Origin of the sequence: Pseudoalteromonas luteoviolacea NCIMB 1944 (assembly GCF_001625565.1) — a bacterium.
GTDB classification, from domain to species: domain Bacteria; phylum Pseudomonadota; class Gammaproteobacteria; order Enterobacterales; family Alteromonadaceae; genus Pseudoalteromonas; species Pseudoalteromonas luteoviolacea_F.
This window is the reverse complement of the sequence record NZ_AUXS01000022.1, coordinates 56,158-81,902: the sequence shown is the minus strand read 5'-3', so window position 1 is coordinate 81,902 and position 25,745 is coordinate 56,158. Positions and strand designations below refer to the sequence as shown.

Genomic DNA, 25,745 nt, shown 5'->3' with positions numbered 1-25,745 from the left:
GGGGCTTTACTGCCTGATATTGAATAAATAGTTATTGGTTAGAAACCACAATTAAGCGAATGGCATCGAGTTTAACTTGCGCTTTAGAGATATGTTCGCTGAGTTGTGTTTTTTGTTTATCAAACACCTTAATCTCTTCGTCACGAATATTAGGGTTGATCGCTTTTAGTGCGGTAAGGCGGTTTTGCTCTTCGCCTAATCGCGTTTGCATGTCTGCTTGTGCCTGACTTTGCAATGTTTCTAGCTGCTCATTTGCCATATCAGTTGCTTTGGCGATCAGTGGGTGGATCCCAGATTGAAGTGCATTGGCGAGCTTACTGGCCGTTTGACGACCAACAGCAGACAACTGCTGGTTAAATGCATCGAATGCAACATTATCTGCGAGGTTATTGCCCGCTTTATCCATCAACACACGTATTGGCGTCGGTGGTAAGAAGCGTCCTACCTGCAATGATTTCGGCGCGGAGGTCTCTGCTACATAGATAAGTTCAACAAAGAAAGTACCGACTGGTAACTTGTTGTTTTTAAGCAATGCGACTGACGCACAGCCAAAGTCATCATCACAGATCATGTCCATGACGCCTTCTACCATAGGGTGATCCCAACTGATAAATTGTGCATCTTCTTGAGACAGAGATGTTGAACGATCAAATGTGACCGTGATGCCGTCATCTTTCAAACAAGGAAAAGATGGATTGAGCATGTGTTCTGTCGGCTTCAGAATAATGGTGTTTTCACCTTTATCTTCTTGGTTAACGCCAAAGATATCAAACACATTAATCATATAAGCTGGCAGGATAACATCGTCGTCGAGCGTTTCAATTTCACTGACGATCTGCTCGGCACGGCCTTGACCGCTTGAATGTAGTTCAAGGAGTCTATCCCGACCTTGCTCCATTTTGGCGCGAAGTACTTTATTTTCCTTGGCAACTTGCTCAAGTAGTGGGTCTAGCTCTTCTTCGTCACAGTTGTGAGCTGCGATAAACTCGAGTAAATCTTCAGAAAACTCTTTAAAGAGTAGCTGGCCTGTGGTGCTGGTGGTTTCAAAAGCATCTAATGCTTCGTTGTACCAGCGCAGTAACACTTCTTGTGCGGTATTGGCAAAATAAGGCACATGAATATTTACATCATGTTGTTGGCCAATACGGTCTAGACGACCAATACGCTGCTCTAATAGATCTGGGTTCAGCGGTAAGTCAAATAGCACTAAGTGATGCGAAAACTGGAAATTACGCCCTTCAGAACCAATTTCAGAGCACAGTAATACCTGTGCACTGTCATATTCGTCGGCAAAATACGCTGCTGCGCGATCACGTTCAATAATAGACATGCCTTCATGGAACACCGCTGAGCGAATGCCTTCACGTTCGCGCAGGGTTTGCTCTAGGCTGATCGCGGTTTGTGCTTCTGCACAGATCAAGAGCACTTTTTCATGTTTTAACTCTTTGAGTTTTTCAATCAGCCAATTTACGCGCGGATCAAACTGTGTCCAGCTTGCGCTTTCCCCTTCAAACTCTTGGAAGATTTTTTCTGGGAACAATGCGCGTAACGCGCTTTTTTCAGCCGTTTGAATGCCACCCATATTGCCTAAAACAGACATAGCTGTCTTGTATTGTTTCGGCATTTCGACCGCGTGAGCGTGGATTTTTCGGCTTGGGTAGCCTTTAATACCGCTGCGGCTATTTCTAAACAAGATACGGCCGGTTCCGTGACGGTCAAGCAACATACCCAGTAGTTCTTGTTTTGCACTTTGTTCTTTTTCTGCGACACGCTTAAGTAACTCAGAGATATCAGTTTCTTTGAGTAGCTCAGTGATGGTCTGCGTGGCTTTTTCATCCAGTTCAGTATCTTGCAACAATTGGTTTGCCGCATCAGCAATTTCTTTGTAATTGCTCTCTTCTGCAACAAATGCATCGTAGTCATAGAATCTATCAGGGTCTAATAGCTGCAAGCGGGCAAAGTGACTGCGATGGCCCAGCTGATCAGGTGTTGCAGTTAATAGAATGAGGCCTGGAATATCTTGGCTTAGTTCAGCAATACGCTGATACTCAGTACTTGGTTTGTCTTTTTCTACGGTTAAGTGGTGTGCTTCATCGACAATGAGCAGGTCCCAATCAGCCAGAGTCGCCTGTTCAAACCAGCGGCGCTTTTTGGTGATAAACTCAAGACTTACCAGCACCAATTGTTCAGTTTCAAAGACGTTAGGAGAGTCGGCAAATGCTTCGTCACAGCGCTCTTCGTCGAAAATAGAAAAGTGTAAGTTGAAACGACGCAACATCTCTACTAGCCACTGATGTTGCAGGCTTTCAGGAACAACGATCAACACTCGGCTGGCGCGACCAGTAAGAATTTGCTGATGCAAAATCATGCCGGCTTCGATGGTTTTACCGAGTCCTACTTCATCAGACAGCAAAACGCGCGGTGCAAAACGCTGTCCTACTTCATCGGCAATGTACAACTGGTGCGGAATTAAGCTCGCACGTTGACCGATAAGGCCTTTTAGATGAGATTGCTGACGGTTAAACTGGTGCTGCCAAGTTTGGTAGCGCAATGTGTAGCGATCAAATCTATCGACTTGACCCGCAAATAGCCTGTCTTGAGGCTTATTAAACTTAATGAAGTGATCTAAAAAGGTTTCTTTTAGGCTGACAGTTTCTTCTGTGTCTAGACGAACACCATGATAGCAAAGCAGATCCCCTTGCTCTTCGATGCTCTCTACACGCATTTCCCATTCTTCGACACTGCGGATAACATCCCCAGGATTAAATGCTACACGAGTCACCGGCGCTTCTTGTACAGAATAAACGCGGTTTTCTCCACTGGCGGGAAACAGAATGGTTACTTGTCGACCCTCTAAGGCGACAATGGCCCCTAAACCCAAATCTGATTCGGTATCGCTTATCCAGCGCTGACCTAAGGAAAAATTCATGGTTTTCTCATCTTCGCAGAAAAAAGGCGGCTATGTTACCGAGAAGCAAAGCCTTGTTCAAGATTGTAAAAACACAATAAATGTGCCTTACAGCGTGGTGTTGTGCGGGTTTTACCAAATAACTCGTACATATTTGTTGTTTGCTCACCGTTGATTGTTTTTTATTGTGCAATAGTGGCTATTAAGCATAGTCAAACATACTCATAGTTGGAGATAAAATATACGATCCAATTGATTAAAAAAAGTGACAATGCACATATCTGGAAATAAATAGGGACAGTTTCAAACTGCACTTTTTGTCATAAAAACGACTTTTGTGACAAATAGACTAAAATTAAGTTAGAGCGATGTATTGTGTGGCGAGCAATGCAGTGTTCAATCATAGAAATTGCAGACGAATAGGAATGCACTATGGGAAAAGATGACCTCGACCGGAAAATATATGTACTAGACACCAACGTTTTACTTCATGAGCCCCTCGCTTACCTCTCCTTCCAAGAACACGATGTTGTGATCCCCATGACAGTGTTAGAAGAACTTGACCACATCAAAGATCGAAAGCGTGATGTCAGCAGAGATGCGCGGGTTGCAATTCGTAGCCTCGACGATGTCTTAACCGATGCAACACCTGAGCAAATGTTAGAAGGTGTTGATTTACCTAAAGTACAGAGAGACCCGAATAAACCAGCCAGCAGTGGCAAGCTCATTATCGTCAACGACCATTTATACCCTGATAGTATCTCTGGTCTGCCCGGCAATGAAAATGATCACAGCATTATCAACTGTGCATTGCAGTTGCAAAAACAGTATGTAGAAAAGCGTGTAGTCTTGGTGACCAAAGACATCAATATGCGACTTAAAGCAAAAGGAGTGGGATTAAAATTTGTTGAAGATTACCGCACTGACCAATTAATTGATGATATTAATTTACTCACTTCAGGGTATAACAAGTTCGAAGGCGACTTTTGGGCTACTGTTGGTGAGTGTCAAACTGAGCAACAGGGCCGTTATAGCTTGCATAAAGTGCCAAAGTCGCTGATGCCGGAAGTCTTTTACAATGAATATTTACTCGATGGCAGTGAGCATTTTGCAGCCCGTGTTGTCGGTTACGATGAGGCCCATGTCACCTTAAAGGACATCAGTGTTGAGCGTTTAATGCATCAACAAGCTTGGGGGGTTAAGCCAAAAAATGTGTATCAAGGTATGGCTTTAGATGCTTTACTCGACCCTAATATTGAACTGGTGGTACTCACCGGACCTGCGGGGTGTGGTAAAACTTTATTGGCATTGGCCAGTGCGCTAGAGATGATCATTGAAAAAGGGGTGTACGATAAAGTCATTGTTACCAGAAATACGCCAGAAATTGCCGAAAGTATAGGTTTCTTACCTGGCACAGAAGAAGAGAAAATGGCACCGTGGTTGGCAGCGATCACTGATACCTTGGAAGTACTTCACAAACATGATGAAAGTCCAATTTCCAGTCGCAATTACATAATGGAGAAGGCGAATATTCAATTCAAGTCTGTGAACTTTATGCGTGGGCGGAGCATTCAAAATGCAGTGGTGATCTTGGATGAAAGTCAAAATTTAACGGCATCGCAGCTGAAAACCATTATTACGCGCTGTGGCGAAGGGACTAAATTGATATGTACCGGGAATTTGGCGCAGATAGACAGCAACTACTTGACGCCGGTGACCTCCGGATTGACCTATATTGTTGAGCGCTTTAAAGATTTTGAAGGAAGCGCAACAGTCAACCTCAACGGGGTTGTTCGCAGTAGACTGGCGTCGTTTGCAGAAGAGAACTTGTAAAACACGCTGTGAGCCATTATTGACTCGTTAGCAGGTAGCTGGTGGATAGCGGTGAGCCCATGTGGTTTTCTGCTGTGCATCGGCTATTTGTGCAAAATAGATTGCAGCCAACGTGAAGCACTTGCTTATCTCAATTGTGCTCGCTACTCTTTCAAAAAAAGATGGAAGCAATTATTACAGGCCCATGAATGGACATTTTGTCAGAGTTCCTGCCACTTAAAACTTACCGAAAATCTATTTGTGTCGCTTTATTGATACCCCTAATTCTTGCAATCGTGCTGTGTTTTCACTTATTCAATATTAAGTTAGAGCGCCAATATGACGTGTATCAGGTGCAGTTTTCAGCGGTATTGGCACAGGTCGATCAAGCTGCGAGTGCCGCAAGTACGGTTATTGGTAGCATTAAAAGAGGTCTTGATACACCGATTAAATATCAACTCGCCAATAATGTGCAGCAGCAAGTGCGCCAGCAGTTGGGATACTATTATCATCGACTGCCTGAGCAGGGGGGGGAATTGGTTGGTCTGGGTACCTACAAGGCTTCGCCTCATATATTGGAGCATTGGTTGCACGTGATGGCGCTGGGCCCTAGCTTTGATACTGCGTTGGCATTGATCAGTGAGCTGGAGGCCGTGGCATACTTTAATGAACATGGCTTTGCCTTTGTAAAGCGCCGAGATGATACACAAAGCCATTTATTGACGGCCATTGTTGAAGGGCGTTTTAGTCCAAGAAAAGGTGTGCTAGCCAACCCTGATAGTAAACAGACTCGGCTTTTCGGCAATACCTATTTTAGTATCGCGCAGCCCATTATCAGCGGTGGTAAATCACACATTATTCTGATTTATAGTGCAGACAAAGTAACTGCATTGCTGGATAAGTTGACCTTCGATGGTGGGGCATTGGCACTGGTCGACGCAAATTCACAAGTTTTGGTACAAAGCAGCCAAGCAACTGTTTTACAAAAAGACCCCATGGTTGAGTATGCAAGGTTATGGCGCGGGGGGGTTGAGCTACAAGGAGCAATTAAAAATGCACCTTACACATTGCGGTTTCAGCAATCAGAAGACGCCTTTGTTGCAGCGGTGTTTGAGGAGGTCATGATTGAACTTGGCTTTTTGACCCTGTTTATTGTGTTCACCTTTTTTACGTTTTTGTGGTTGAACGGGCAAATTTTTATTCGTCCGCTAAAACATTTTGTACACTACCTGACCAAGCAAGACTTAGCAGAAGATCATACGCTCAACTATCCAGTACCAAGTGACTGGCAACCATGGTTTAAAGAAATCAAACAAGTTGTTACTCAAAGACAAGCCTTATTTGAGCAAATGGAAACTCATAATGCGCGTTTAGACGATCAGGTTCAGCGCCAAAGAAAAGCGCTGTCTCGCAGCTTTGAGGCCAAAGAACGCCAAGCTGCCCTGCTCAATACTGTGCTTAATTCAGTGCCGGATCTAATCTATTTTAAAAATATTGATGGTTCATTTATTGGTTGTAATCAGGCATTCGAGCGATTTATTGGGGTGGTGCAAGCGGAACTGGTTGCCAAAGAGCATCAGGAAGTGAGTCAAAAATACTTAGAATTACTCGATCTGGAGCAGGCCATGGAGTTACACAGTATCCCATTGACAGAAACGCTCAACTTCGATGAAAAAGCTTATTTGGTGAGTGTATCTCCTTTGTTTGATGAACAGGGGAGTCGTATCGGTAGTTTAGGCATTGCCCGTGATATAAGTGAACAACAGCAGGCTATGATCGCGCTGCGTGCCTCTGAGCAAAACTTTAAAGCAGCAATTAAACACGCACCAAATGGTATTTTATTGGTCTCAACAGAGTGTGTGATTTTAGAGTTCAATCGTGCTGTTCGTAAACTGCTAGATGGCGTTGAAGTTGGACAGCATTTAAGCGCTTTATTTGATAAAGACGAGCTGGATACACTCAATGGGGTGTTGGCGCAATTATTGGCAGAGCGCAAAGGGGTGAAAGTTCTGAGCTTGTCACAAAGTGAGTCAGCGCTGTGGCTTCAACTGAGTGTGTCACTCGTTTGGGACAAGCAAAAGGTGCCAAAATACTTTGTGATCCATGTGCAAAATGTCACAGCCCTAACTAAGGCTAAGATAGAGGCCGAGCGTGCAAATAGAGCGAAAAGCCGCTTTATTGCCAATATCAGCCATGAGATCCGAACGCCTTTAAATGCGATACTGGGACTGGTGGGGATCTTAAAACCAGGATTAACACGTGCCCAAGACAGTGAAAAGTTAGCGCATATTGAAACCGCAGCGAAACAACTGCTGACGATGCTGAGCGATATATTAAGCTTCGCTCGCCTCGAAGGGGGAAGAGCTAAACTGCATAGCAAATCATTTACGATATTGAACTTGATGAGCAGTTTAAGTGCGCTGATCCAGCCGTTAAGCGACGCAAAAAACTTAGGCTTGAAATTGCAGGTTGCGGCTAATGTATGGCCGGAATTTGTGGGGGATGAAGCTCGGATCAAGCAAATTCTCGTCAATTTGTTAGGTAATGCGGTTAAATTCACAAGCCAGGGTGAAGTGGGCCTTAGAGTAGAGACAAAATGGAGCAAAGTAGGAGAACAGTGGCTGTCTTTTGCTGTATTTGACACCGGCCCGGGCATTAAAAAAGTGGACCAAAACCGCCTGTTTGACGCATTTACACAAGGAAATGAATCTAGCTCTCGAGAATATGAAGGAATAGGCTTGGGGCTGGCTATTGTAAAACAACAAGTTACTTTATTGGGTGGCAAAATTGAGATCCGCAGCGAAGAAGGAGTTGGAAGCACTTTTGAATTTGAATTGATGTTGAAAACACACGGCCGGACTTATCAGGCCAGTCACAACAACATATGTTTGGTATCAACAAATACACCACCGAGTTATTTATCGACCTATCAAGTCACGCACTTTGCCAATTTTGGTGAGGCACTGGAGCAGTTGGATAAATTTGCGTATATCGCCTGTGATGACATCGAGGAGTTGAGCTATTTGTGTCATCACTTTAGTGATATGGAGTCATCAAGCTGCTCTGGGCTTGTGGTGCCCAATAATTTAAATATGTCGCAATGTGCAAGCCATTCACTTACCACTCTTAGGTTACCTGAGCACATGTTTTACCAGTCGCTGTGTTTATCACCGTTTGAGCAAGGTACAACGTCGACGCCAAGTCATGATCGTTTGGCAAACGCTTTATGTTTGGTGGTTGATGACAATGTACTCAACCTTGATATATCCAAAACGGTTTTGGAGCAACATGGTGCGGTAGTTGTGGCGCTCTCTAGTGCACTGGGTATTTTGGATATTTGCCAAAAACTCAAACCTGATATGGTGCTGATGGATATCTATATGCCACATATTGATGGCTACCAGGCAACTCAAATTATCCGTGAGCAATTAAGTGAAGAGGCATTGCCAATCATTGCGCTAACTGCAAATGCGCATGAACATGAAAAAGAAAAAGCGTTCGAGCATGGCGTTAATGCATTTTTAGTTAAACCCATTTCCCCAGATGACTTATGTGTCGCCTTGCAGCCCTATGTAGGAAATCACCCGCGTGTTTTTGACAAATCGTTTGCTCTGAGACAACTGATGAATAACTCAGACCTTGTAAAAGCAATGTTGGATAAGTTTGCTAAACTGTGTGATGAGTATGTGCGTGATTTGCAAGCCGTTGATAGCAATGTGCGGCTGGCTGAGATTGCACATAGTATTAAAGGGGCTGCTGGTGGTATTGGGCTGGTGCGTTTAGCCGACTATGCCAAATTGGCCGAGGCAAGCGCTCGCCGTGAAAAGCTGGATAACTCATTAGCTAGTGGACTAAGCAGCACCTCTTTGAATGAGCAGATACGAGATGAGTTAATCTCTTTAATTCAACAAGCTCAACAATTTATTTTATTGGAAGCAAAAGGAAGTTAAATGCAAAAGTCAGCCAATATCTTAGTGTTAGACGGTGATCCTCTCAATCGCGTGGTTTTAGAAAATACATTATCTGATGAGCACTTAGTGATTGGTTGTTCCAATAGTGATCAGGCATTTGAACGCTTATTGCAAACACGCTTTGACCTGATCATTGTGGATATTTTAATGCCTGATGATGAAGGCCTTGATTTTCTGTTACAGCTCAAAGCAGATCCCAGTAGCTATCAAATTCCGGTGATAGTCATTTCAGCTAGTAATAGCTATCAAGATGAAGCTCGTGGACTGATGTTGGGCGCGGTGGATTATATTGTTAAGCCGTTTAGCCCCAATATCGTCAAAGCGCGGATAAAAATTCATTTGGCAATTAAGCAAAAGAATGACTTGCTTGAGCGTTTAGCAAATATCGATGGATTAACCGAAATTCCGAATCGTAGAGCATTAGATGAGACCCTTGCTCAGCTTTGGTATCAAAGTCGGGATCAACACGTGCCACTATCAATTTTGCTGGTGGATATAGATTATTATAAAGAATACAACGACAGTTGTGGGTTCAGTGCTGGCGATGAGTGCTTGGTAAAAGTTGCCAAGGTACTGGAAGGTATCACACAAAAAGTAGAAGGGTTTGTCGCGCGCTACGATGGCGTGCGGTTTGTTGCACTGATGAATAAACGCAATGCCGATCAAGCTCTATCTCTGGCTGCGGCTATGCATCAAGCGGTGGATGCTTTGTCAATTCCTCATCCAAGCTCACCCATTTGTGCGCATGTAACGATTAGCATTGGTGTGGTCCATGTCAAAGAAGATTTTTCCGGTGATCACCAAGATAGTTTGAAGCAAGCGGATGAAGCTTTGCTACAAGCACACCAATTGCAAGAGCGAGTAGTATTGGTCAACCGCTAATAGTAATCCAAATGAAAAAGCCGCGAGATGCGGCTTGAGCAGGGAAATGTATAAATAATTGATTACAGGTAAGTGTCTACTGCCGACTGACCAAAACCAACGAGTTGGTTGTTTTTAAACACCAATGGTGTGCATTCGTCTTTGGTGATCTGACCATCAGCGTGTTTTCTGTTTGTAGCAAAGTACAGGACCTGATATGTGTGGCCGTCTTTTGATACTGCTTCGTTGAAGTCTGGCGTGCCAAATTCTTTAGTGACTTCTTTATAGCTAGTACCCAGAGCGAGTTCGCTGATCTTATCTCTATTTTCTTGGTGTTTTGCAGGCCAGCTATTGTAGTGACGCATTTCACCGTCAGACACGGCAACGATACAACCAGACAGTAATGTAGTGCTTAAAAGCGCAGTAGCAACAAGTAATTTTTTCATTGTGTTATCCTCATGACCTGATGTGCACAGTCATCATCAAGTTTTATCCTATTTTTTACTTACCTTAACTTTAGCAATTGTTTTGCCAGTTTTTTTGTTTTTAAAAATCAATGGGTTATGGTTTTTGTGGAAGAGTGGATATGAGTTTTACACTAAATAGTAACAATAATGAATAAAATGTGGTGTTTTAAGCCACTTTTATTGAGTGGCCTAAAATGCAGTGCGTTTGTCGGGTTAAACTACACGGTTATGTTGTCCACCATTCAAATAGCTGGTGATGTTTTCAGCAATACCAAGAATTAATCGGGTGATTGACTCTTGACTGGCCCATGCCGTGTGTGGAGTCAGCATTAGATTGTCGCCTTGATACTTGATCAATGGATTATCGGCATCGGCTGGTTCAACTGAAAGCACATCAACACCAGCTGCGGCGATTTGATTGTTAGCGAGTGCATCAGCGAGAGCTTGCTCATTGACAATGCCGCCACGTGCTGTATTGATAAGAATGGCGTGTTTTGGCAACAGTGAAAGTGTCTCAACGTTAAACAAGTCTTCAGTTTGTGGTGTGAGTGGGCAGTGAATTGAAACGATATCAGCGATCTTCATTGCATCTTCAAATGCCATACGGCCATTACGTGTTGCTTTGCTATTTGGGCGCTCAGCAATGATCACTTTGGCACCAAATGCCTCAGCGACTTTAGCAGTTGCTTGGCCAAGGTTACCATAGCCGACGATAACAAAACGTTTATTGGCAATATCATTAATGCTGTGATCTAGACGGCAAAACATTTTGCTTTTTTGCCAAGTACCTTGTTTGGTATCTGCGGCGTAGCGATGAATATTGCTCATGAGGTTACCTAGCAAGGTAAAGGTGTGCTGAACGACAGAAGGGGTTGAGTATCCGGCAACATTAGTGACAGCAATGCCTGCGTCTTTTGCCGCGACCAGATCAATATTGTTGGTGCCTGTGGCAGCAACACAGATTAACTTTAATTCAGGTGCTATTGCAAAGTGAGTACTATTCAACTGAACTTTATTAGAGACAATGATATTTGCCTGTTGAATGCGGCTGTCGACCTCACAGGGGCTGGTGTACTCATAGGTGGTTACAGTGCCAAATTCGTGAAGTGGAGAAAGGTCGACGCCGGCCAAAGTAGCGGCATCCAAAACAACAATATTCATATTTTTATCTCGTTATTGACTTTGGAGTTAACTCCAAGGTTTATACTCTTTATTAGTGATGAAATTGACGAAATGGTGGCGGTGAATTTTAGCGCCTACTTAATTGGTGGGCATTAAACGCGCTCGTTCACGACACCATTTGCAGAGTTCATGTGTGTGCGTTCAGCAAATAGCAAACGCCAGTGTATCACTTTTAGCTCTTAAATTTGATTTATTGTGGCTAACAGGTTGCACGGGCTTAAGAGCGTCAGCTGACTTTATCGTGTTAACTGAGTGGATAACTATGGCGATGTATCGAATAGGGCAACTTGCAAAGTTGTTAGACGTGTCAACGGATACGCTGAGATATTACGAGCAACAAGAGTTATTGGTTGCCAATGAAAGAAGTGCGGCGGGCTATCGTCTATATGATAAACAGGCAGTTGATAGGCTGCGTTTTATTATTCGCGCAAAGGAAGTCGGGTTTAATCTCAAAGATATTCAAGAATTATTGAGTATCAAGATTGATAAACAATTATATCGCTGTGAAGAAGTAAAAACCCTGACTTTACAAAAGCGAGATTGGGTTCGTGAAAAAATTTCGGAGCTGAGTATGTTTGAACGTTCATTGACTTTACTCGCTGATCAATGTTGTGGTGGTGATGAACCCGCAAACGCCTGTTCAATTTTAACGGCACTGGAGGATTTAGATGACACTCATCAGTAACTTTTGGCAATTATTTGTAATTTCAGCACCTTGGTTGATGCTGGGGTTATTACTGGCTGGTTTACTTAATGTATTTATTCCAAAAGACTTTTTACAACGTCATTTAGGTAAAGAGGGGTTGTGGACGACTGTTAAAGCGGCATTGATTGGTGCGCCTATGCCACTGTGTTCCTGTGGTGTGATCCCTGCTGCCATTGGGTTGCGACGCGCGGGTGGGTCGAAAAGTGCTACTACCGCATTTTTAGTGTCAACGCCAGAAACCGGCGTGGATTCTATTTCTGTATCGTACGCTATGTTGGGGCCTTTTATGGCTGTTATTCGACCAATTGCTGCGGTAGCCAGCGCGATCACGGCGGGGTTATTGGTTGGCAGAGACAGCACTGAGTTGTCTGGGAACGCGCAGCATTGTGATAAGCAACCACAAGCGACGTCGTGTTGCTCTAAAGCTTTGCAAGCGACTCCTAAACCCCAAGTTTCTTGTTGTTCTCAGGAACAGGAAGCTGTCACGGAAGCTGCACCTGTTTGCGCTGAGCAAGTGTCGGAACCTGTAACAACTTGCTGTAGCACTGAAGGTAGCCCAACCAAACAGCTTGGTGCGCACAGTCATGAACACATTGAGCAGGATCATCAGACCGACTGTTGCTCTAGAGAAGATAAAATAGACCAATCAGAAGTAAGTGCTTGCTGCTCTTCTCAAAGCAAACCCAAGGACGGCTTGCCCACCAAGCTCTGGCAAGCAGTCAAATTTAGTTGTAACAAGCTATTATCTGATACTATGGTTTGGCTTCTAATTGGTATATTCTTCGCAGCATTAGTCCAAACATATGTACCGACCGAGTTTTTAGCTCAATGGGGTAACGGTATATTGGCCATGATAGTGGTCATATTGATCAGTATTCCCATGTATATTTGTGCGACGGCTTCGACGCCTATTGCTGCAGGACTGCTGCTCGCCGGGGTGTCGCCGGGAGCAGTGTTAGTCTTTATGTTAGCGGGGCCTGCAACAAATGTAGCGACCATTGGGGTGGTTGCAAAAGAGCTGGGACGTCGAGCTGTAGCTGCATATATTACAGCTGTGATTGGAGTCGCTATTTTGTTTGGTTTTTTAACGGACTATCTCGTTTTGCAATTTGGTTTTGAAGTGGCCGCAATGGCAGGGCATCAGCATGAAGTATTGCCAAGTTGGCTGAGTCAAGTCTGTGCCATTTTACTTGCGGTGTTGATGCTGCGTTTATTCGCGAAAGATTTCAAACAACGTCTGACAACCTAGTGTGGTCAGACTTGATATTCTTAGCATCCGGGTAAAGAGCGAGATAGAATAGGCCGTTTTTTTGTCACACGCCTAGATCAGTAAGAGTAATTTAGTGGATAAATACGCAGATATCAGACCTTATAATGATGATGAAGTGCCCGCGGCCCTAGACAGGCTATTGGCCGACGAACAGTTTTTAGATGTTATTGCCGAACATAACCTACCAAAATGGATAGCGTCTTTTGCCGCTATTAGCAGGCCTTTGGTAAAAGCGAGACTCAAGTCTAAATGGAAAACTGTCAATAATGTTGAAGCGGTTCAAAATGAGGTGGCGCAATATTTGTCTATGTTGGTTGAGCGCACCACTTCCAAAGTTACCTATTCTGGGCTTGAGCGTTTAGATAAAAATGCCGCATATTTGTTTATTTCTAATCACCGCGATATCGTGTTAGATCCCGCGTTGGTTAACTGGGGATTGCACCAGAACAATTTACCGACGGTACGCATTGCAATTGGTGATAACTTGTTGCAAGTCCCTTATATTACCGAGTTGATGCGCTTGAATAAGAGCTTTATTGTAAAGCGCTCAGCAAAAGCGCCAAAAGAAATGCTCAAAGCGCTGTCGCAGTTATCAGGTTACATTTATGACTCACTGCAAGAAGGTAATTCGATTTGGATTGCGCAAAAAGAAGGCCGTGCAAAAGATGGTATTGACTATACCGACCCTGCACTATTAAAAATGCTACAGCTTCAGGGCAGGCGCTTAAAAGAACCATTTGCTGATTACGTGCGAAAGCTAAAGGTAGTGCCAGTATCAATTTCTTATCAATACGAGCCATGTGCACTGGCAAAAGCCAAAGAGCTGTATCACAAGCAGCAGTTTGGTGAGTATCAAAAGGAAGAAGGCGAAGATATCAAGAGTATCATTGATGGATTTAGCGCTGATAAAGGCAATGTCCATGTCGCATTTGGGACACCAATTGAGGATGATTTTGAAACGCCAGAGGAGTTGGCGCAAATTATCGACAAGCAAATCATTGATAACTATTACTTGCATTCAACAAACTATTTAGCAGCGGGCGAACAAGCAAATAGCAGCAGTGAAGAAACTGAGCGTTTCAAGCAAAATATTGAGACACTTCCAAACGAGCTAAAAGAGTTTGTTTTGTCTATGTATGCGCAGCCAGTGAAGCGTAAGTCATCTATATAGCCAATAGAAAATCAGTGTAAATAGTGAGCCCATAGGATGATGTTCTGTGGGTTTTTTTATGTATTCGGAAAAAGGAATAAGTCAGGCGGACTTTATGCGGGTTTTGATGGCAGATTAAGGTGTCCCCGGCTGCGCGGATGCGGATGTAAGTCCTTGAACCCTAAGGTTCAAGGCGGAAGGCAACAACCCACCGTAGGCTTCTCGGTACCTGCCAAGCTTGCGCAAAAGTGAATAAACTGCATTCCTAAAAAAAGTTTATCGGCTCAGGGACATAATCCACTGTCCGGCGAGCTAGGGAACAACTTTAGTATATAAGACAACACCGAATGCTTAAACCATAAAATGAAAAAATCTTACTTATTTGCTGGCAAAATCATCTACTGAGTATTGGCTGCTCAACTTTTGCTTTTTTTCCATACACACGACCTACATTCTATGTTCGAAAACTATCTATGTAGTTGTTGGCAAACTGCGAGAACTGTGGGGTTTTTTCCCTACAGATAAGACAATGCATTGTAGTTGCTATACTTCGAATGTTAGCATTAACCTTATCAAGTGAATGAGAATTAAGCCTTATGATCGAATTAAAAGATTACCAGCAAGCACAGTTACTACTCGAAAAACACGGCATCTTTGTCGCACCAGCAGAAGTTCATGGCACCATTAGTGGCATTTTGGCCTGTGGCTTGAGTATTGATGATAAAGAATACTTAGGTTTGCTCAGTGATGTATTCAATGACGGCCAAGCTTTCGGTGTTGAACTTAAAGGGTTTTTAGCAGAGTTATACAAGCTTGTGGTAGAGCGTTTTAATGATCCTGAACACACTTTTGAAGTCTATTTGCCAAATGGCGATGAAGCACTTATCGATCAAGCCAACGCGTTAGTTTCTTGGGTTTCAGGGTTTTTACTTGGCTTTGGTCTAAAGCAGAAAGACTATGGCAAGTTGTCTGATGATGTAAAAGAAGTGATCAGTGACTTCAGTGAGATCACTAAGCTTGATACGCATTTCGATGATACAGAGGAAGACCAACAAGCATTTCATGAAGTGGTCGAGTATATTCGTGTTTCTGCGCTTTTATGCTTTGCAGAGATGGGCAGAGAGCAAGGAAATGGCGCAACATCAAAAACAGTGCACTAATTATGATAAAAAATGAAGAGTTTGTAGCACGTCGTGCGCGACTGCTAAACAGCCTAGATAACAATGCGGTGGCGATTATCCCTGCGGCTGCTGAAATTACCCGCAGTCGCGACACTGAGTTTCCATTTCGCCAAGACAGCGACTTTTTTTACTTAACGGGTTTCAAAGAGCCGGATGCCGTTCTGGTACTACATAAAGATAAAGCAGGCAGTGGCCGCACTATCTTATTTTGCCGCAATAAAGACAAACTTGCCGAGATTTGGCATGGCAGACGAGTGGGCTTTGAAATGGCCAAATCCCAGTTTGCCATGGATGAAACTTATGCTTTAACTGACTTAGATGACGAATTGTTAGCATTGGTGAATGGTTGTGCAACCTTGTACTTTGGTCAGGGAACTTACCCCCTATTTGATGACAAGGTGTGGAGCTTGTTGAGCACACTGCGCGGTGCGCCGAAAAAAGGCTATAAAGCACCAGAAACCATCAAGGATATCCGTCCCTTGGTGCATGAAATGCGTTTGTTTAAGTCAGACAATGAAATTGCCGTGATGCGCAAGGCGGCGCAGATCAGCGCACAGGCGCATGTGCGAGCGATGCAATTTGCCAAGCCAGACGCCACTGAATATCAATTAGAAGCTGAAATACACCACCACTACGCAATGAATGGCGCCCGCTACCCAGCATATGGCACCATTGTTGGCTCAGGTAACAATGCCAATATATTGCATTACACTGAAAATAGTGATGCGTTAAAGTCGGGGGATTTGATCTTGATCGACTCCGGGTGTGAATTGGAAGGGTATGCTGCTGACATAACACGGACTTTCCCGGTTAGTGGTCAATTTAGCGCGGCGCAAACTGAGATATATAACTTAGTACTCAAAGCGCAATTGGCAGCATTTGAAGAAGTGAAACCGGGTGGTACTTTAGTTAAAGCCAACAAACAGGTTGTGCGTGTTTTAACTGAAGGCCTAATTGAACTGGGTATCCTTTCAGGCACCGTTGACGAGTTGATCGAAGCACAGGCTTGCAAAGCATTTTATATGCATGGTGTAGGTCACTGGCTCGGTTTAGACGTGCATGATGTTGGCGAGTATAAGATGGATGAAGCAGATCGACCATTTGAAGCGGGCATGGTCTTGACCATTGAGCCCGGCTTATATTTCGATGAAGATGCTGAAGTACCAGCACAGTACAAAGGCATTGGCGTGCGCATTGAGGATGATTTACTGATCACGCAAAATGGCCATGAAAACTTAACTGTTGATGTGCCAAAATCGATAGCAGAGATTGAAGCGCTGATGCAAAAAGCCTAACTGCAAGAATTGGGAGTATCAGGCTTGCAACAATTCGACGTACTTATTGTCGGTGGTGGCATGGCAGGTGCCACTGCTGCCGTCAGTATTAAAAAACAAATTCCCAACTGCCGTATAGCTGTGGTGGAAGCATTTGCCCCTAAAGCGCAAAGCCACCCAAGTTTTGACGATCGCTGCATAGCGCTGGCTGAGCAATCCGTTGATTACTTGAGCCAGCTTAACCTCTTTAATAAAACCTGGTCTTTTGCCGAGCCAATCTTAAAGGTCAATGTGTCTGATAGAGGCCATTTTGGAAAAGCGTCGATCACACCTCAAGAGTATCAAGTTGATGCACTGGGCTATGTGGTAGAAGTGAATCCATATGGTCAATTCTTGCACCAGCAATTGCAAAGCCAAGACATTACTTTGTTTTGTCCTGCAAAGGTCAACTCACTAGTGCAGCATTTAGACTATGTTGAAGTGACACTCGATAGTGATGAAGCCGTAAAATTACAGGCAAAACTGCTGGTGGTTGCCGATGGGGCACAATCACCGACACGAGATTTAATAAATCTCGAGTTTGACAGCTTTCCATATGAGCAAGGGGCATTAATTGCCAATGTGAAAGTGTCGCCTGAGCATCAGGGTCAAGCTTTTGAACGTTTTACATCACAGGGGCCTATTGCGCTGTTACCGATGAGCGAAGGTCGTTTCTCGGTAGCGTGGTGCATGAATCAAAGTGCGCTTGAGGAAGTTTTAGCGCTTGATGATAGTCAGTTTTTAATGCGTCTACAGCAAGAGTTTGGCTATCGTGGCGGCCTGTTTGAAGCGGTGGGTACACGCAGTCGTTATCCGCTGGTTCATGGCCGTATCTCTAGTGTGGTGCATCATCGAGTGGTGGTGATAGGTAATGCCGCTCACGCCATTCACCCGATTGCTGGTCAGGGCTTTAACCTTGGTATGCGTGATATTCAATGTTTAGTCACACAGTTACAGGCAACAGCGCTCGATAGCTGGGGTGATCATGGATTTACCCATGCGTATAAAGTCGCCAGAGATCAAGACATCGGGCGTGTGATGACTTTGACTGATGGCCTTGTGAGGCTATTTTCTAACGAGTCTCGCAGTATCGCTTTTGGGCGTAGTTGCGGCTTGATGATGATCAGTCTGTTTCCCAATTTAAAAATGCCATTGGCTAGACAGCTAATGGGCCGAGTGCAATAGAGGAGCTCTCATGCAGCAAGTGCAAGTATGTATAGTCGGTGGAGGCTGTATTGGATTAACGCTGGCATTGGGTTTAGCACGACAAGGTATTTCAGTGATGGTGCTTGACGCTGGCACTGCGCCACAGCCATTAACTGAAGACTACAGTGTGCGGGTGAGTGCGATTAGTCTTGCCAGTCAGCAATTATTTGAATCACTGGATGTTTGGCAGGATATCTTTGCCAGTAGAGCAACACCTTATACCGCAATGGATGTCAGAGATGCGGACAGCTTTGGCAAAATAGCATTTGATGCGCAAGCTTTACAGCTCCCCGAGCTTGGTCACATCATTGAAAACGATGGTATTCGCTACGCACTGTACAATAAGTTACAAGCATTTGAACATGTCACGCTGGCGTTTGAAAGTCGCTATCAAACGATTCATCAAACCGATACTGACGTATTGATCACCTTAGCGTCAGGTATGCCGGTGATGAGCAAGCTGCTGGTGGCTGCCGATGGCGCAAACTCTGGGGTGCGTAAGTTATTTGATATGCCGCTGAGCTTTTGGGATTACGACCACCATGCAATTGTAGCTACGGTCAAAACAGATTGTACCCATCAGCATACGGCGCGTCAGGTATTTTTACCAACAGGCCCATTGGCGTTTTTACCATTGCGCGAAGAGACTATGCATTCAATTGTTTGGTCGACGTCTCCTGAGCATGCAAAACAGCTTATGGCGCAAAGCCCTAGCGAATTCAATAAGTCGTTATCTGTCGCTATAGATATGCAATGTGGGCTGTGTGAAGTACAAAGTGACAGAGCGGTGTTTCCACTTACCATGCGATATGCACAGCAATGGTTAAAAGGTCGCGTAGTATTAATGGGGGATGCTGCCCATACCATTCACCCACTTGCGGGTTTGGGCATGAATTTAGGCTTAAAAGATGCAGCTCATTTAATTCAAGCGCTGGGTGAGCAAAGTCAGGAATTTGCTGCGCACAAAGTACTCAGGGAGTACGAACGAGCGCGTAAATTGGATGCACAAAAGCATATAGCTATGATGCAAGGCCTCAAAGATTTATTTGAAGGTGCACACCCGGCGAAAAAGCTCATCCGAGGCCTGGGCTTGAGCCTAGTTGATAACTTAGGCCCGATCAAAAACCTGTTTGTAAAGCAGGCTGTAGGGCAGTAAAGTTGCTGCGTTACGACAATCGTAACGCGATAAACTCAGCGAGTTTGTTTACTGCATGGGCAGACTCCTGAGTATTTTTAATTAAACTGATCCCTATTTCGCCAAGCATCGGTAAGTCAGGGGTATATTCTTGATAAGACAATTCACTTGGTACGGTGTTTTTGGCCAAAACCGTGATCCCCAATCCTTCGTTTAACGCCGCAGTCAGGCCGGTTAAGTCTGCATTGCTGTATACGATGCGAAAAGGCCGGCCGCTCTGTTGCAGCGCTTCAATGGCACGACGTCGATAAATACAGCCCTCCGGCGCGGTGACTAAGGTGATGACATCTTTTTTGGCAAGGGTTAAGTCGCCAACCCAGACCAGTTGATCGCGCATAAATATTGGGTGGGTTACAGATTCTAACTCTTCATTTAACGCCAAAACCAAATCAAATTGATCTTGCCTTGATACTGAGAGTAAATGCTTACTTAATCTTGACTTCACTTCTAAAGCCACATCTGGGTAAAGAGACACAAAATCGCCGATGATGGCAGGTAGAATTCGTGCGGCAAACTCACTGGGGATCCCTAAGCGCACACGACCCGTGACGCTTTCAGATGTAAATTGCTGCAAAATGGCATCATTGTATTGCAACATCTGCTTTGCTTGTGGCAGGAGTAGCTCGCCGTATTGATTGAGCACTTGGCGCTGGCCTTGTTTTTTAAACAATTTACATCCAAGTAAATCTTCTAGGCGCCGGATCTGCAAACTTACCGCTGGTTGGGACAAGCCGAGCAATTCACCTGCTTTTGCAAAACCTCCGACCTCTACAACCGTGACAAGTGTCCGTAGGCCATCAATTGATAAGTTCTTCATATTTAAAAAAGCTATTTATAAATCTTGAATACATTAATATTATTTATCAATTGATAAATAATTACAATTTGTTGTTGGTTATCTGCCACCCTATACTTTTGTCCATCTTAATTTCACTAAGGTGGTTGTATGACGTTTTCTCCGATAATTTTTGCCAAACACCGTCAAGGGACTGTACCAGCAAAGAATGCTTACAGTGCACTGGCAGGTCAAGTGGTATTAGATTTTAGTGGCTTTGAAACGACGCCTTTCCTTAATCAAGAGCTTGGGATCAATTTAAATAAGTTGATAGCGCCTGGGCTTGGAATTCAAGGCACATTTGCCAACGGTCACCGTTATGCGGTTTACTACTTTAGTGAGACAGCTTATCGCTTTATTTTGGATCAAGACGCTGCACTAACCTTACAGGCGTTAGTTGAACAGCATGAGCACGAGTACGATATTGAACTTGTACGTCGAGAAGACCTAGTTATCGCACAGCTCAGTGGAAATGCTGCATTTGATTCATTATTAACGAACTTTTCGCTCACACCTGGCATAGGCATTTCTGACCTACAGGCTTGTTATGGCAAACAAAGTGGTGATGTATTCATCACAACTTTACTGCAAGATGGTGTACAGCAGCATCAACTTATCGCGCAGCAAGACCCACTTTCAGCGTGGCAAAAAAAGCTCAGCGCAGAAGGTTTTTGCGTAAATTAATTCCGTGCATTTGAGCTGGTCACCGGCTCAAGATTAACCCCTTCGAGGTTTTTACCTCGATTATATGTAAAGCACCTAAAGTGACTTACATAACACAAAAAAGTGAAGGACAAGTATGACTTCTAAAACAGTACTACATGCTAAGCACCTAGAAGCAGGCGCTAAAATGGTTGATTTCCACGGTTGGGAAATGCCAATCAACTACGGTTCACAAATCGAAGAGCACCACGCAGTGCGTCAAGATGCGGGTATGTTTGACGTATCGCACATGACCATTGTGGATGTTAAAGGTGCTGACGCACAAGCATTCTTACGCAAGCTTGTGGCAAACGATGTTGCAAAACTGACTGTGCCTGGTAAAGCACTATATACTGGCATGTTGAATGAGCAAGGTGGTGTTATTGACGACCTTATCATCTACTTCTTCACAGAAACGGATTATCGTCTAGTTGTAAACTCTGCAACGCGTGAAAAAGACCTTGCACACATTGGTACAGTGGCCGCTGATTTTGAAGTGACAGTCACTGAGCGTCCAGAGTACGCAATGATTGCAGTACAGGGCCCAAATGCAAAAGAAAAAACAGCGACTATCTTAAATGATGAGCAGCGTGCAGCAGTTGAAGGCATGAAGCCATTCTTTGGTGTTGAAGCTGGAAAACTATTTATTGCAACAACCGGTTATACTGGTGAAGCAGGTTACGAAATCGTTGTTCATAACGACGATGCAGCAGAACTTTGGCAGCAATTACTTGACGCAGGTGTGCGTCCGGCTGGCTTAGGTGCACGTGATACGCTACGTTTAGAAGCGGGCATGAACTTGTACGGCTCTGATATGGATGAAACGGTTTCTCCACTGGCTGCTAATATGGCTTGGACCATTGCTTGGGAACCAGAAGATCGTGATTTCATTGGCCGTAAAGTAGTTGAGCAACAACGTGCTGATAAGAGCACTGATAAGCTGGTTGGCTTGGTGCTTGAAAGCAAAGGTGTATTGCGCGGTGGCTCTAAAGTTATCGTAGAAGGTGGCGAAGGTGTTATAACTTCTGGTACATTCTCTCCGACTTTAGGTTTTAGCGTGGCGTTGGCACGTGTTCCTCGTTCAACTGGGGAAACTGCACAAGTTGAAATGCGCAAAAAGCTAGTAGACGTTAAAGTTGTGAAGCCTAGCTTCGTACGTAACGGTAAGTCAGTGATCTAAGATCATTGTAACGAGTAGAATTATGGGCGGTTGCCCAACTAAAACGACCAAAGGAACAAAAAATGAGCAACATTCCTAGCGAGTTAAAATACGCATCTTCACACGAATGGGTTCGCAGCGAAGGCGATGGTGTATTCACTGTAGGTATTACTGAGCATGCACAAGAGCTTCTAGGCGACATGGTATTTGTTGACCTACCTGACGTTGATGACGAAGTAGATGCTGGCGAAGACTGTGCAGTTGCTGAGTCTGTAAAAGCGGCTTCTGATATCTACGCACCAATCACTGGAACTATCGTTGAAATCAACGAAGAGCTAGAAGATTCACCAGAATCTGTTAACAACGACCCATATGGCGACGGTTGGTTATTCAAAGTTAAAGCGTCTGACGAGTCAGAGCTTGAAAACCTACTTGACCACGAAGGTTACAAAAACTCAATCGACGAAGACTAATTCGTTGTGTGATTAAAAGCCCCATTTTTTGGGGCTTTTGTTGTTAAATCAAACCGCTTTGGTTTGGTTAACGTTCAAAGCATTATTTGTGACTGCGTTACCAAGGCCTTTGTCTGGCAAAAATGTCAGGCATCAATGCAGGAACACCCATTTTATTTGGATCATAGGAATCTGGACTAATGTCAAACGCCAAATCTCTTGAACAATTAGAGCAAAAGCAAGACTTTATTCGTCGCCATATCGGCCCGAATGCCGCACAAGTAAGCGAGATGCTTGCTGAGCTTGGAGTATCAAGTGTTGAAGAGCTGATCGGTCAAACGGTACCTGACTCTATTCGTTTAGAAACAGGTCTTAAGATTGGTGAAAGCCGTACTGAAGTTGAAACGCTTAGCTACCTAAAATCAGTAGCAAGCCAAAACAAAGTATTTAAATCATACATCGGCCAAGGTTATCACCCAACACACGTGCCTAATGTTATTCTACGAAACGTGTTAGAAAACCCAGGTTGGTACACAGCGTATACGCCATACCAGCCAGAGATCGCACAAGGGCGTTTGGAGTCTCTTCTTAACTTCCAAACACTAACTATGGATGTGACAGGCCTAGATTTGGCAAGTGCATCTTTGCTTGATGAGTCTACAGCAGCGGCAGAGGCAATGGCCCTGGCTAAGCGTGTAGCAAAAGCGAAAAAAGCAAATACTTTCTTCATTGCAGATGACGTACACACTCAAACAATTGACGTAGTAAGCACCCGTGCTGAACAGTTTGGTTTTGACGTAGTTGTAGCGCCTGCAAGTGACGTTGCAAACCACGAGATCTTCGGTGCACTATTCCAGTACCCATCAACATCTGGTGAAGTGGTAGACCTCACAGACCTTATCGCACAAGTACAAGACAAAAAAGCGATTGCCTGTGTTGCGGCCGACATCATGAGCTTAATGCTATTAAAAGCGCCAGGTAAATTAGGTGCTGACGTGGTGCTTGGTTCTGCACAGCGTTTTGGTGTACCTATGGGCTACGGTGGTCCACACGCTGCATTCTTTGCAACACGTGACAAGTACAAGCGTTCACTGCCAGGTCGTATCATCGGTGTTTCTAAAGACCGTTTAGGCAACGACGCATTACGTATGGCGATGCAAACGCGTGAGCAGCACATTCGCCGTGAAAAAGCGAACTCAAACATTTGTACAGCGCAGGTACTGCTAGCGAACATGGCAGCATTCTACGCGGTATACCATGGCCCACAAGGCCTTAAGACGATTGCACAGCGTATCAACCGCTTTGCAAGCATCTTGGCTTCTGGCCTTAAATCAAAAGGCGTTGCGCTGAAGCACGACACTTGGTTTGATACCATCACAGTTGTAGCAGAAGAAGCAGACAAAAACGCCGTTGTAGCACGTGCAGTTGCAAACGAAGTGAACTTTGCAATTAACCATGCAGGCGAGTACTCAATCGCACTGAATGAGACAACAACACGCGCTGACATCACAGAATTATTCGACATTATCCTTGGCGAAGGTCACGGTCTTGATGTGGCTGCGCTTGACGCAGAGGTTGCGGCAAACGGCATCATAGGTATTCCAGCAAGCTTGGTACGTGATGACGAAATCCTTACCCATTCAAACTTTAATGAGTATCACAGCGAAACTGAAATGCTGCGTTACATCAAGCGTTTAGAGAACAAAGATTTAGCATTGAACCACTCAATGATCTCTTTGGGCTCTTGTACTATGAAGCTAAACGCGACAGCGGAGATGATCCCAGTAACCTGGCCTGAATTCGCTGAGCTTCACCCATTCTGTCCACTTGAGCAAGCACAAGGTTATCAAACAATGATGACTGAACTGCACGACTGGCTTGTAAATATCACAGGCTACGATGCAGTTTCACTACAGCCAAACTCAGGTGCACAAGGCGAATACGCGGGTCTTATCGCGATCCGTAAATACCATGAATCACGTGGTGAAGGTCACCGTAACGTATGCTTGATCCCAAGCTCTGCACACGGTACTAACCCAGCGTCTGCACAAATGGCAAGCATGAAGGTTGTGGTTGTTGGATGTGACGACAAAGGTAACATTGACCTTGACGACTTACGTGCAAAAGCAGAAGAAGTGTCTGAGAACCTATCTTGCATCATGGTTACTTACCCGTCTACACACGGTGTATACGAAGAGACTATCCGTGAAGTATGTGATGTTGTTCACCAGCACGGCGGTCAAGTATACATGGACGGCGCGAACATGAATGCGCAAGTTGGTGTAACAAGTCCTGGTTTCATCGGCTCTGACGTATCGCACTTGAACCTACACAAAACATTCTGTATCCCACACGGTGGTGGTGGTCCAGGTGTTGGTCCTATCGGTGTTAAATCGCACCTTGCGCCATTTATGCCTAACCACAGCATCATCAATGTTGCGGGCACCACAGAGGGCAACGGTGCAGTATCAGCAGCGCCGTATGGCTCAGCGGCAATTCTACCTATCTCATGGGCATACATTGCCATGATGGGCAGCGAAGGTCTTAAGCAAGCAACTGAAATGGCAATTGTGAACGCGAACTACCTAACGGCTAAGTTAGCGGATCACTACCCAGTGCTATATCGCGGCCGTAACGATCGTGTTGCACACGAGTGTATTGTTGACTTACGTCCACTTAAAGAAGCATCTGGCATTACTGAAATGGATGTGGCGAAGCGTCTTATGGACTATGGCTTCCATGCACCGACCATGTCGTTCCCAGTTGCAGGCACGTTAATGATCGAGCCAACTGAGTCTGAGTCTAAGGTTGAAATTGACCGCTTTATCGAAGCGATGATCTCAATCCGTAAAGAGATTGCTAAGGTTGAGTCTGGTGAGTGGTCTGTTGAGAACAACCCACTAGTGTTTGCACCGCATACACAAGCTGACGTACTAGGCAACGAGTGGGAGCGTGCATATGACCGCTTCTATGCTGCATTCCCAGTACCAGCGGTAGCGAAAGACAAGTTCTGGCCAACGGTAACGCGTATCGATGACGTATACGGTGACCGTAACCTTATCTGTTCATGTCCAGCTGTTGAGACATATGCAGAGTAATTGATATCTGATTGTCGGGAAAAATCCTGACATGGATTTTGATTTGAAAACCGCCTTAAGAAATTAAGGCGGTTTTTTTGTGGGTGAGTTTTGGGGTTCTTACTTTCGTCATCCTGACGGAGGTCAGGGGTCATTTTGCAGAGGTGCTAGGCTCAGCTGCAATCCTAATCAAAGGGGTCAGAGTAATTGATTCTTTAGAATACAAATCTTCTCGATTTAACTTTGATACCAAATTAATAAGACAACTCCCTATAGTTAAACCCTTCGCACAAACTCA

General features: G+C 44.5%; 18 protein-coding genes and 1 other RNA gene. 14 read left to right on the top strand and 5 right to left on the bottom strand.

The annotated features are described in order from the left end of the window. Window positions 1–31: 31 nt before the first annotated feature. Window positions 32–2,929 (bottom strand): RNA polymerase-associated protein RapA, encoded by a 2,898-nt coding sequence (gene rapA, locus N483_RS08540; protein ID WP_023400813.1) that lies wholly within the window; start codon window positions 2,927–2,929, stop codon window positions 32–34. Between the two features lie 411 nt (window positions 2,930–3,340). On the opposite strand from rapA, the gene N483_RS08535 reads away from it, so the two are divergent. From N483_RS08535 to N483_RS08525, 3 genes are all read left to right on the top strand, one after another. Then, entirely contained in the window at window positions 3,341–4,741 is a 1,401-nt protein-coding gene (locus tag N483_RS08535) for a PhoH family protein (RefSeq protein WP_023400814.1), read from the top strand. Between the two features lie 188 nt (window positions 4,742–4,929). Then, window positions 4,930–8,670 (top strand): hybrid sensor histidine kinase/response regulator, encoded by a 3,741-nt coding sequence (locus tag N483_RS08530; protein WP_023400815.1) that lies wholly within the window; start codon window positions 4,930–4,932, stop codon window positions 8,668–8,670. Further along, window positions 8,671–9,573, top strand: a complete 903-nt coding sequence (locus tag N483_RS08525; RefSeq protein WP_023400816.1) for a GGDEF domain-containing protein — start codon at window positions 8,671–8,673, stop codon at window positions 9,571–9,573. Between the two features lie 62 nt (window positions 9,574–9,635). Here the strand turns inward: N483_RS08525 and N483_RS08520 are convergent, their stop codons facing one another. Both N483_RS08520 and N483_RS08515 read right to left on the bottom strand, forming a co-directional pair. Then, window positions 9,636–9,998: a DUF3192 domain-containing protein gene (locus N483_RS08520; RefSeq protein ID WP_023400817.1), complete on the bottom strand. Its 363-nt coding sequence runs from the start codon at window positions 9,996–9,998 to the stop codon at window positions 9,636–9,638. 234 nt (window positions 9,999–10,232) lie between these two features. Then, window positions 10,233–11,180: a D-2-hydroxyacid dehydrogenase gene (locus N483_RS08515; RefSeq protein ID WP_023400818.1), complete on the bottom strand. Its 948-nt coding sequence runs from the start codon at window positions 11,178–11,180 to the stop codon at window positions 10,233–10,235. 289 nt (window positions 11,181–11,469) lie between these two features. Here N483_RS08515 and zntR point away from each other — a divergent pair, with 289 nt between their 5' ends. From zntR to N483_RS08500, 3 genes are all read left to right on the top strand, one after another. Next, on the top strand, window positions 11,470–11,886 hold the full coding sequence (zntR, locus tag N483_RS08510) for a Zn(2+)-responsive transcriptional regulator (protein ID WP_036976883.1): 417 nt from the start codon (window positions 11,470–11,472) through the stop codon (window positions 11,884–11,886). Further along, window positions 11,870–13,156: an SO_0444 family Cu/Zn efflux transporter gene (locus tag N483_RS08505; protein WP_023400820.1), complete on the top strand. Its 1,287-nt coding sequence runs from the start codon at window positions 11,870–11,872 to the stop codon at window positions 13,154–13,156. Before zntR ends, N483_RS08505 begins: the two co-directional genes overlap by 17 nt. Before the next feature lie 94 nt (window positions 13,157–13,250). Next, on the top strand, window positions 13,251–14,348 hold the full coding sequence (locus N483_RS08500; RefSeq protein WP_023400821.1) for a 1-acyl-sn-glycerol-3-phosphate acyltransferase: 1,098 nt from the start codon (window positions 13,251–13,253) through the stop codon (window positions 14,346–14,348). Between the two features lie 118 nt (window positions 14,349–14,466). On the opposite strand, the gene ssrS is transcribed toward N483_RS08500, so the two are convergent. After that, a non-coding RNA gene (gene ssrS, locus N483_RS08495) (6S RNA) lies at window positions 14,467–14,649 on the bottom strand. 274 nt (window positions 14,650–14,923) lie between these two features. On the opposite strand from ssrS, the gene N483_RS08490 reads away from it, so the two are divergent. Genes N483_RS08490 through N483_RS08475 form a run of 4 tightly spaced genes read left to right on the top strand, consistent with a single transcriptional unit; the run spans window position 14,924 to window position 19,183 of the window. Continuing rightward, window positions 14,924–15,487, top strand: coding sequence for a UPF0149 family protein (locus N483_RS08490; protein ID WP_023400822.1), 564 nt, complete (start codon window positions 14,924–14,926; stop codon window positions 15,485–15,487). 2 nt (window positions 15,488–15,489) lie between these two features. Next, the gene (gene pepP / locus N483_RS08485; RefSeq protein ID WP_023400823.1) at window positions 15,490–16,803 is read left to right on the top strand and encodes a Xaa-Pro aminopeptidase; all 1,314 of its coding nucleotides are present in this window, start codon (window positions 15,490–15,492) and stop codon (window positions 16,801–16,803) included. 24 nt (window positions 16,804–16,827) lie between these two features. Further along, a complete protein-coding gene (ubiH, locus tag N483_RS08480) occupies window positions 16,828–18,006 on the top strand; it encodes a 2-octaprenyl-6-methoxyphenyl hydroxylase (protein WP_023400824.1) in 1,179 nt (392 codons plus the stop codon). Window positions 18,007–18,016: 10 nt separating this feature from the next. Continuing rightward, a complete protein-coding gene (locus N483_RS08475; RefSeq protein WP_023400825.1) occupies window positions 18,017–19,183 on the top strand; it encodes an FAD-dependent oxidoreductase in 1,167 nt (388 codons plus the stop codon). Window positions 19,184–19,193: 10 nt separating this feature from the next. Here the strand turns inward: N483_RS08475 and N483_RS08470 are convergent, their stop codons facing one another. Then, the gene (locus N483_RS08470; protein WP_023400826.1) at window positions 19,194–20,039 is read right to left on the bottom strand and encodes a LysR family transcriptional regulator; all 846 of its coding nucleotides are present in this window, start codon (window positions 20,037–20,039) and stop codon (window positions 19,194–19,196) included. Between the two features lie 129 nt (window positions 20,040–20,168). On the opposite strand from N483_RS08470, the gene N483_RS08465 reads away from it, so the two are divergent. The 4 genes from N483_RS08465 (at window position 20,169) to gcvP (ending at window position 25,468) form a co-directional block, all read left to right on the top strand. After that, window positions 20,169–20,741 (top strand): hypothetical protein, encoded by a 573-nt coding sequence (locus N483_RS08465; protein WP_023400827.1) that lies wholly within the window; start codon window positions 20,169–20,171, stop codon window positions 20,739–20,741. A gap of 115 nt (window positions 20,742–20,856) precedes the next feature. Next, window positions 20,857–21,939: a glycine cleavage system aminomethyltransferase GcvT gene (gcvT, locus tag N483_RS08460; protein WP_023400828.1), complete on the top strand. Its 1,083-nt coding sequence runs from the start codon at window positions 20,857–20,859 to the stop codon at window positions 21,937–21,939. 62 nt (window positions 21,940–22,001) lie between these two features. Then, entirely contained in the window at window positions 22,002–22,391 is a 390-nt protein-coding gene (gene gcvH / locus N483_RS08455) for a glycine cleavage system protein GcvH (protein ID WP_023400829.1), read from the top strand. 179 nt (window positions 22,392–22,570) lie between these two features. Next, complete coding sequence (gcvP, locus tag N483_RS08450) at window positions 22,571–25,468, top strand: aminomethyl-transferring glycine dehydrogenase (protein ID WP_023400830.1); 2,898 nt, start codon at window positions 22,571–22,573, stop codon at window positions 25,466–25,468. The last annotated feature ends 277 nt before the right edge of the window (window positions 25,469–25,745 follow it).

Coding starts and splice junctions, on each gene's coding strand:
- rapA (WP_023400813.1), bottom strand. CDS start 2,929: ATGAATTTTTCCTTAGGTCAGCGCTGGATAAGCGATACCGAATCAGAT.
- N483_RS08535 (WP_023400814.1), top strand. CDS start 3,341: ATGGGAAAAGATGACCTCGACCGGAAAATATATGTACTAGACACCAAC.
- N483_RS08530 (WP_023400815.1), top strand. CDS start 4,930: ATGGACATTTTGTCAGAGTTCCTGCCACTTAAAACTTACCGAAAATCT.
- N483_RS08525 (WP_023400816.1), top strand. CDS start 8,671: ATGCAAAAGTCAGCCAATATCTTAGTGTTAGACGGTGATCCTCTCAAT.
- N483_RS08520 (WP_023400817.1), bottom strand. CDS start 9,998: ATGAAAAAATTACTTGTTGCTACTGCGCTTTTAAGCACTACATTACTG.
- N483_RS08515 (WP_023400818.1), bottom strand. CDS start 11,180: ATGAATATTGTTGTTTTGGATGCCGCTACTTTGGCCGGCGTCGACCTT.
- zntR (WP_036976883.1), top strand. CDS start 11,470: ATGTATCGAATAGGGCAACTTGCAAAGTTGTTAGACGTGTCAACGGAT.
- N483_RS08505 (WP_023400820.1), top strand. CDS start 11,870: ATGACACTCATCAGTAACTTTTGGCAATTATTTGTAATTTCAGCACCT.
- N483_RS08490 (WP_023400822.1), top strand. CDS start 14,924: ATGATCGAATTAAAAGATTACCAGCAAGCACAGTTACTACTCGAAAAA.
- pepP (WP_023400823.1), top strand. CDS start 15,490: ATGATAAAAAATGAAGAGTTTGTAGCACGTCGTGCGCGACTGCTAAAC.
- N483_RS08475 (WP_023400825.1), top strand. CDS start 18,017: ATGCAGCAAGTGCAAGTATGTATAGTCGGTGGAGGCTGTATTGGATTA.
- N483_RS08470 (WP_023400826.1), bottom strand. CDS start 20,039: ATGAAGAACTTATCAATTGATGGCCTACGGACACTTGTCACGGTTGTA.
- N483_RS08465 (WP_023400827.1), top strand. CDS start 20,169: ATGACGTTTTCTCCGATAATTTTTGCCAAACACCGTCAAGGGACTGTA.
- gcvT (WP_023400828.1), top strand. CDS start 20,857: ATGACTTCTAAAACAGTACTACATGCTAAGCACCTAGAAGCAGGCGCT.
- gcvH (WP_023400829.1), top strand. CDS start 22,002: ATGAGCAACATTCCTAGCGAGTTAAAATACGCATCTTCACACGAATGG.
- gcvP (WP_023400830.1), top strand. CDS start 22,571: ATGTCAAACGCCAAATCTCTTGAACAATTAGAGCAAAAGCAAGACTTT.